Source organism: Bacillus sp. S4 (assembly GCF_040838205.1).
Taxonomy (GTDB): domain Bacteria; phylum Bacillota; class Bacilli; order Bacillales; family Bacillaceae_G; genus Bacillus_A; species Bacillus_A cereus_U.
Map to the genome: position 1 here is coordinate 1 of NZ_JBFPJI010000143.1, position 8363 is coordinate 8363.

Sequence of the window (8363 nt, forward strand, 5' to 3'; positions counted from 1 at the left end):
ATCCAAAGGTCTCTGGGGCTTCATTATATATTTAGCTCTTTTTGTTTTTTATTTTGCTTATGTCTATACAGCGATTTTCGACTTATGAGAGAAATCAGTAATAAGATCAGTATTAGTACGAAAAGTTGCATAAATGATAAATCAAAATATTTAGCACCTGTAACTATTAAAAGTGTAGAAATCGTACCTTTTACAATGAAAAAAATAATAATCCATAATCCGCCTTTTTTCCAGTTCATTTTTATTTTACCCTTTCCTACGTATAAATTCTTAAATGTGACACCTTAATAGAAATCTATTATATTAATAAAAAAGTAAACTTTTTCACAAAAATCATATCCAATTACATGTGACGATTCCATAATAAATGAAAATGATATTCAGTGTCAATTTTATTGACTATTTGAATACCTATTTTTCACCTCAATCTCTTTCCACTTCTTTTTTTACAGGCAATGAACTCTTGTCTTCAAACAAAAAACACCTCCATTGAATTTGCACACTAAATATGCGAATTCAAGAGGTGTTTTTTCATGTATCATCAGGTGAAATTTCCTGCTTTGTTTATTCGTTTAAGTTTTTGATAGTAGCTATTTTCTAGTACACGATAACTGGATCATAAGTGTTCAAATTATCATACACAGTTTTTGCAACATTAGGAAGAAGGTTAACACACCCGCCCGATCCCCCTGTTAAATAGGCATTATTCGCCCAGTTTGTTCGCCAGCCAGCATCATGGAATCCTTGACCGCTATTTGTGAATGGAACCCAGTAATCTACTTTAACGGCATAATCAGCTTTACCTACTGCGCTTCCTTTCAACGTGTATGGTGTTCGTTTATATAGGACGTACCACACACCTGGTGATGTATCTTCACTCGTGCTATGTTTACCAGTTACTACATTTGTTGTGACTGCTAATTTGCCATCTTTATAAATCCAAATTTGTTGCTCTGCAATTGAAACTTCCGCATACGTGTCTCCGATGCCATTATTCGATGTTGTTTCATAACCGATCCCTTCCTTCTCCCAACCATTTCCGTGAATATTAGAAGCAGAAAGTGATTTTTCGCCTTTCTCAAAGGCTTGTTGAACTTGTTTTGTTTCTTTTTCAACATCTAGTGCCCAGCCATAGCCTTGCCCTTTTACTGATATGACCGAACCAGAATGAGTTTTAAATGCGAAATCTTTATTTAATGTTGATTTAGCATTATTAATTTCAGCAATCTTATTCTTAATATCGCTCGCATCGATTGTAACTTTCATATCCTTTGACATAGAAGCATTTTGAATTAAATCTTTCGCTTTTAAAGGATAAACTTCATTCTGTACTTTATACTCAACGGACTGTTGAAGAAGATTTTGTAGTGCTTCCTCCTCTTTTTTGACAATCGGATCGTCTTCTTTAATAGGCTTTATGTATGTAGACTTCAGATGAATTTCACTTTTATACTTCTGCTTGTCGTAATCTTTCAGTAGACTAGTAACGTCATACTGTTTTCCATCAACACTCTTCGAAATAACAATTTTTCCTTCTTCAAGCTTCGCCATAGCATCTTGAGGCGCTTTTAATTTTTCATTCATAGAGATGAGCTTTTCTTCTACAAGTTTTTTCATCGTTTCACTACGATACTGATCCGCCTTTTCCGGTAGCAATGAATAATTTTTTTCCTTTGCGGAAGGGAAAAATGTCCACTGGCTTTTTAATAGTTTCTTAACTTGAGGCACATCTTTTTCCGTAAGTTCCGTTTTTGTATCTTTTTCATCTAAAATTTGTTGTTGATCGACATAGACTTTGTTTGCTAGTCCAGATGTTTTTAATTTCTGTATTGCCTGATCAGCACTCAAACCACCGACTTTTGTGTCATTAATCGTAACATTCGAATTGAAGTGAGTTGCCTGATAATAACTCATTCCCCCAATGAGAAGTGCAATTATACCAACACCCGCTGCGATAAGCTTCCAATTTGTAAAACGTTTGCTTGATCTTACTCGTTTTCTATCAACTTCTTCAACTGATTCATTTACTGTATTGTTGTTCATCAATCTTTCCCCCGTATACATTAACGTCCATCGATTTTAAACCAAAACCATTGACTAGTGTACCTTATTTTTCCTGAAATTTCATTATTTTTGACCAAATTTTATCGCATTTAATTGATCAAATTTGACTTTTCAATAGAACGACACATCAAGATGGTAGATAAAGTGAAACTTTAAATCGTGTTACTATTCATCTATTAACAAAAGAACAAACAAAGAAAAGGTTGAAGGAACACGCAAAAGAAGAAAAAAGGTATTACTAGCAAAGAATGAATTGTTACTATTCCCAATTTACGGAAAATTTGATATGATATTTTTATAAATAGAATATTTTACATTTTAGGAGGATGAAATGGAGAAAAAAACAGATTTTTCGTTGTCACTTTTGTTTTTTTGGATTAAAGGGTTTGTTTCAGTTGATTCAAGATTTGTAAAAGTATCAACAGGAAACACTATATTAGGATTTATTCCTGCTGGAAAAGATAATCAAAGCATTCCTTTGAAAAATATTAGTTCTACAATGATTTCTTCTCAGTATAGAATAAAACCTATTATATTAGGATTGATTATTCTTCTTATTTCCTTTAATACCCTAGGAAATAACTTTATATTCGGACTCATTTTACTATTAATCGGAATTGGTATTTTAGGTAGTGGTATGCAAAATGTATTGATTATTCAAAGGGCTGGATCGGATTATATTTTTTCAGTGCCATTCTTTGAAAAAGCTAAATTGGAAACTATTCAAGATTGTATTGCTGAAGCATTAGCTTATGATACAGATAAAACTGATTTAAATTTATTTTTCAATAAAAAATAAAAAAGACGATAGGATTTCCTATCGTCTTTTTTCACACTTACGCAAACAGAGACGTATTCGCATATAAAGCTGGTGAGCCACCTGAATGTACGAATAAAATGTTGTCTTCTTTATTAAATTTACCTTTTCTAATTAAGTCGATTAGTCCCGCTACTGCTTTACCTGTATAAACTGGGTCAAGTAAAATACCTTCAGTTTTCGCAAGTAACTGTACTGCTTCAACCATTTCTGGTGTTGGTAAAGCGTATCCTGGTCCTACATATTCATCAAAGCATGTAACTGCTTCGCGTGAAATAGAGTTTGGGATACCAACGTGAGCTGAAGTTTCATCTACAAGTTTTGCTACTTTCTCTTCTTGCTCCGCTTTTCCTCTACTTACGTTGATTCCGATTACAGGAATTTTGCTTTGCGTTCCGGAAAAACCAGTAATTAAACCAGCATGCATACCAGCGCTACCACTTACACAAACAACTGAACTGAAATCAATTCCTTGTTCAAATGATTGAGCCATAATTTCTTGCGCACAAGCAATATATCCCATTGCGCCAGTAGGGTTCGATCCACCAACTGGAATGACATATGGTGTATTTCCTTTTTCACTTACTGCTTTCGCTACTTTATGCATCTCTTCCATAAGGTCTGTTCCATTTGGCACAACAATTACGTTTTCAGCACCTAATAAATGATATAAGAAGTAGTTTCCGTTAAAGTCTGGCTTTTCTTCTGGCTCAAGCCCTTCTTCTAACACAAGAATACATTTCATTTTTTCTTTTACCGCAGCTGCAAGTGTGAGACGACAATGGTTTGATTGAATACCACCAGCTGTAATTAACGTATCTGCACCTTTTGCCTGTGCATCCGCAACTAGAAACTCTAACTTTCTCGTCTTATTACCACCAGCTGTTAAACCAAGTAAATCATCTCGCTTAAAATAAATAGTCGGCCCACCAAGTGCTTCAGAAAAATTGTTTAATTTTTCAATTGGTGTATATGATTCTGTATATTTTTTTCTCGGAAATTTAGCTAAATTCATCAATAACGCTCCTTTTATACTCTTTCACAGTAAATGTAACCATACTATTATTACATGGAAAAATGATGAAGTCACCTTTCCTGATTAAAAATGTAGGGAATTTCGAATACGGTGAATGAAATTATACGAACGATTTTTTCAATATATCGTTCATTACTTGCAACATATCAACGATTTTTCAAATATATCGATCGTAACTTGAAATATATCAACGATTTTCTTAATATATCGATTTGCCGACAAAAAATCACAAACAGAAAGACTTTCTCATCAATCAAAAAAGAACCCACATATTTAAATGCGGGCTCTCTCCAATCACCTATTTGCTGAAAAACGAAGAAGCTGTGTTAATCCCGGCTCTAAATTCATTTCTCCTTTATGACGAACATATACGATTTTATCTCCATCAAATTTTGGAGTGTCCCCTGGATTATACGTATGCCACTCATTCGTTCCTTCTATAGAGTACTCCATATATTCAGTTGCACCGGCAATTACGTTTTTACTATCATCAGCTGTTACATTTGGTGCCATTTGCGCAATTTTTGAATCACTAATTAATAATTTCTTAATATCCTTATCACGTTTATAATCGTAAGCCGTTACGACAACATCGTTACCGTATGCTTTCACTTGCAGTCCTTGTTTAAATGAATATCCATCTGGAGCATTCTTCTCGCCACCATTTGGTCCAGCTGACATCCAGCCTGTTTCAATTCCGCCCGTATTTACAACCGTAAATCCTTTTTCATCTCCGCCTTCAATTTTCTTTTTACCAGCCCAATCTGGTAAGTTTAAATCCCAATGCGTATGACTTGTGAAGAAAACAACTTGCGGATAGTCCTTTAATATATCGTACAATTTATCAATGTTTAAATAATCTTGTAAATACGGATTTTGTCTTGATCCAGATACCGTATCCGGTAAAACGTGATGAGAGAAAATGAAAATTGGTTTATTTTTATCTTTTTGACTATACTCTTCTAAATTTTGTTTTAACCATCCTAATTGCTCATCACTCATATATACCTCATCCCACATTTTCGAATCGTGGTATTTCATATATTTTTCAGTTCCTAAAAATAAAAGCGGATAACCGTCTAACTCTTTTTTATGATATACCTTATCTTGTCCGCTAAATTTTAAATATCGATTAAACAATGTTTCTTCCGTTACACCATTTGGCCATGTATTTTGAGAGAGTTTCCCATCAGCTGTCCATTTACCAGCGTAAAATTCATGATTCCCAACAGTTGACCATACATTTTCCGGATGCTTATTCTTGTTTAACACACGCTTTACATCATCATATTGTGACTGCTGTCCAGTTGGCGTTATATCCCCATTCATAATAAGCGCTCTAGAAAGTGGCGTTACTTTATTCATATCTTTTAATACGTGATCAAAATCCCCTAAATCCCCTTGAATGTCACTAATAACATTAAACATCGTAGCTGTTTTTCTTACTCGCTCTTTCTCTTCCGCGTGCATTGTAAATGTCGGTAATAATACCGCCATAACAGCTAATGAAGCAACTGCCTTTTTCATACAATTTCTCCCCCTAATAATAGAATGTATAAACTGACATGTTCTGTGTTCTCTTAGTTGCTTGTCCAATTCATATTATAAGGAGGGATTGTAAAGATAGATGGAGTAAAAATTTAAGTGTTTTTTAAGAGATTTTGTCTTTTTTACAATACCCATTCAACAATTGGCACCAATTGTTCTATTTACCTATTAATATTAAATGAGTGTAAAATCACACGATAAATCGCTTAGTTTGATACGTTGTGTTTTAATCTATTTTACATAATCTCAATAAAATACTTTACCTTTTCAAATTCTCTTCATTTAATTCGAACAACTCTGGTAAAATAAAACGCCCATCTTTTCTAATTAGTACATCATCGAACCAAACTTCACCCCCGCCATACTCCGGTCTTTGAATGTTTACTAAATCCCAATGTATCGCTGATTTATTCCCGTTGTCTGCACCTTTTAATGAATCTCCAATCGCTAGGTGAAAACTACCATTTATTTTTTCATCAAATAACGTATTATTCATCGGATGTAGTATGTAGGGGTTAAAAGCCAGCGCAAACTCTCCAATATATCTTGCTCCCTCATCCGTATCAAGAATTCGATTCATTCGCTCTGTATCATTTGCATATGCCTCTATTATTTTCCCCTGTTTAACATGTAACTTTACATTTTGAAACGCATAACCTTGTTGAACAGATACTGTGTTAAACGTTATTACTCCATTTACAGAATCTTTAACAGGTGCTGTATATATTTCGCCATCCGGGATATTATCCGTACCATCCCCCTTTAAAACACCTATTCCTTCAATAGAAAACTCCAAATCCGTACCTTCCCCAATAATCCTCACTTGTTTTGTCTTTTCCATTAATTCTTTTAACGGCTCCATAGCTTTGGACATTTTCTTGTAATCTAACGTACATACATCATAATAAAATTTTTCATAAGCCTCAGTACTCATATTTGCTTCTTGCGCAGAAGCCGCATTCGGAATGCGAGTTGTCACCCATCTCGTTTTATACACTGCTTCACTATGTGCTTTTCCAAATATCTTTTGATATAACTTCATTTTTTCTGCCGGTACATCTGCTAATTCATATGCATTTCTAGGACTACGGAGATTAATATAAACTTGCATTTTACTTAATCGATAACTCTCCCAATCTGCAAATAACTTAAATTGTTCTTCAGATCCTGATAGAATTAATTGCCTTGTAACAGAAACATCGCGCATTGATACATGCGCATATCCCCCTGCTTTTTCCACAGACTTAATAATTTCACGAACTACTGCGGGATCTATTTCAGTAACACTTTGAATTAACACATGATCACCAGGCTGCACTTTAGTCGAATGATTGACTAGTACATCCGCTAATTTCGATAGTTCTCGCTTCATTACGCTCTCGTCCCTTCACTATCGTTTCAATAGCTTAATAAAAAATAAAAGGCTCTTTTCGTAAAGATTGTTGCTTATAATTAAAATAAAGGTTAATTTTCTTAATACGGTATAGTATTTACAGCAGATTATTCAGCAAACGGGCAGGATTGTGAAAGTATTGAGTTCGAGATATCTTCCTAAAAACCATTACTATAATAAAAGGATGACAAAATTTTTATGGTTAGTATGATAATTTGGAAACAGAAGTCAGCTTAATCTATGAAAACCTTATCTGAGGAGTGATGTAGGTGAAACAAAATATTTACGATAATCCGAATTTCTTCAAAAACTACACAGCATTGCGTGAAAGTGGAATAAACGCTAATGACTTCATAGAACAGCCAGCAATCAAATCATTAATTCTGTGTTTGAAAGGAAAATCGGTATTAGACTTGGGTTGCGGTGATGGTCATTTTTCAAAGTATTGTATAGAAAATGGTGCAAAAAACGTAATAGGTGTAGACATATCCAAAAATATGATTGAACGTGCTAAAAAGTTAAATCAGGATGATAACATAGAATTTATGTGTCTTCCTATGGAGGATATGGGACTAACCAATCAAAAGTTCGACCTGATTATAAGTTCCCTCTCTATACATTACATTGAAAATTACTCGGCAATGATTCAAAAGATTAATGAACTATTAAAAAGCAGTGGTGAATTTATCTTTTCAACCGAACATCCAATAGCAACAGCTCGCAAAGGAAGCAACCATTGGATAAAAACTGAGGATGGTAATACATCACACTGGGCATTAGATAATTATCAAGAAGAAGGAATCAGAGTACACAACTGGTTTGTTGACGATAGTGTGGTTATTTATCATAGAACTGTTGCCACATTAATAAATACTTTGATTGAACACGGGCTTTCGCTGGATAAAATAATCGAACCACAATCAACTTTGGCAGGGATAGAGAAAATGCCAGATTTAATAAACGAATCGCGAAGTCCATCTTTTATTATAATCAAGTCAAAAAAAACAAAATAATATTTAAAAATATCTACCGCAATCTGGGAGCTTTTATTGAATTACAAAAACAGCTGTTTCACTAAGGAATGGCTGTTTTTTATACTTCACGCAGAAAATTCACAGTGATTTGATTAGAATTTTGACAGGCACTAAGTAGCATTTGATTTATCTGTTCTTTTTCCGCCAATTTTTTGCTTTGTTGAAGAAAGTTGAACCAATAAAGGTAATTGTCCAAGTATTTGGTTGCTACTCCTTGAAACCTATTCATCCACCCTTTTAATCGCTTGTGATAGTTGTTGACGTTTTGGAGATGGTAGATATAAAATAAATCATTAGAAATATAATGTATAAATTCCATAACGTAGGTATTGCAGCTACACTAAAATACAGAGTCCCAGGTAATAACCAACCTCCACAAAGGATCATCAAAATCTTTTTCCTAACAAGCACTGCAATAACTGCTAAAAAAGACGGAAGTAACAAAATAAAAAATACAGTGATATATACTTC

General features: G+C 34.0%; 7 protein-coding genes and 2 pseudogenes. 2 read left to right on the forward strand and 7 right to left on the reverse strand.

Annotation, left to right across the window (positions count from 1 at the left end):
- Nucleotides 1–23: 23 nt before the first annotated feature.
- Nucleotides 24–239 carry a hypothetical protein gene (locus AB3X48_RS14105; RefSeq protein WP_016105356.1) on the reverse strand — a complete coding sequence of 72 codons (216 nt, stop codon included), beginning with the start codon at nucleotides 237–239 and terminating at the stop codon, nucleotides 24–26.
- A 358-nt stretch (nucleotides 240–597) separates the two neighbouring features.
- Nucleotides 598–2043, reverse strand: a complete 1446-nt coding sequence (locus AB3X48_RS14110; protein ID WP_133059505.1) for a L,D-transpeptidase family protein — start codon at nucleotides 2041–2043, stop codon at nucleotides 598–600.
- A 352-nt stretch (nucleotides 2044–2395) separates the two neighbouring features.
- Between AB3X48_RS14110 and AB3X48_RS14115 the strand changes: the two genes are divergently transcribed.
- Nucleotides 2396–2863, forward strand: coding sequence for a hypothetical protein (locus AB3X48_RS14115; RefSeq protein WP_002110683.1), 468 nt, complete (start codon nucleotides 2396–2398; stop codon nucleotides 2861–2863).
- A gap of 37 nt (nucleotides 2864–2900) precedes the next feature.
- Here AB3X48_RS14115 and cuyA read toward each other — a convergent pair whose 3' ends face one another.
- From cuyA to AB3X48_RS14130, 3 genes are all read right to left on the reverse strand, one after another.
- The gene (gene cuyA / locus AB3X48_RS14120; RefSeq protein ID WP_088099251.1) at nucleotides 2901–3896 is read right to left on the reverse strand and encodes a D-cysteate sulfo-lyase; all 996 of its coding nucleotides are present in this window, start codon (nucleotides 3894–3896) and stop codon (nucleotides 2901–2903) included.
- Nucleotides 3897–4211: 315 nt separating this feature from the next.
- The gene (locus AB3X48_RS14125) at nucleotides 4212–5444 is read right to left on the reverse strand and encodes a DUF4073 domain-containing protein (protein WP_088099252.1); all 1233 of its coding nucleotides are present in this window, start codon (nucleotides 5442–5444) and stop codon (nucleotides 4212–4214) included.
- A gap of 280 nt (nucleotides 5445–5724) precedes the next feature.
- A complete protein-coding gene (locus AB3X48_RS14130; protein ID WP_088099253.1) occupies nucleotides 5725–6837 on the reverse strand; it encodes an aminopeptidase in 1113 nt (370 codons plus the stop codon).
- Nucleotides 6838–7127: 290 nt separating this feature from the next.
- Here AB3X48_RS14130 and AB3X48_RS14135 point away from each other — a divergent pair, with 290 nt between their 5' ends.
- Nucleotides 7128–7871: a class I SAM-dependent methyltransferase gene (locus tag AB3X48_RS14135; protein ID WP_088099254.1), complete on the forward strand. Its 744-nt coding sequence runs from the start codon at nucleotides 7128–7130 to the stop codon at nucleotides 7869–7871.
- Between the two features lie 79 nt (nucleotides 7872–7950).
- On the opposite strand, the pseudogene AB3X48_RS14140 reads toward AB3X48_RS14135, so the two are convergent.
- Both AB3X48_RS14140 and AB3X48_RS14145 read right to left on the reverse strand, forming a co-directional pair.
- Nucleotides 7951–8172, reverse strand: a pseudogene (locus AB3X48_RS14140) (IS1595 family transposase); the annotation flags it as partial.
- A pseudogene (locus AB3X48_RS14145) lies at nucleotides 8130–8363 on the reverse strand (hypothetical protein); the annotation flags it as partial. The pseudogenes AB3X48_RS14145 and AB3X48_RS14140, both read right to left, overlap by 43 nt.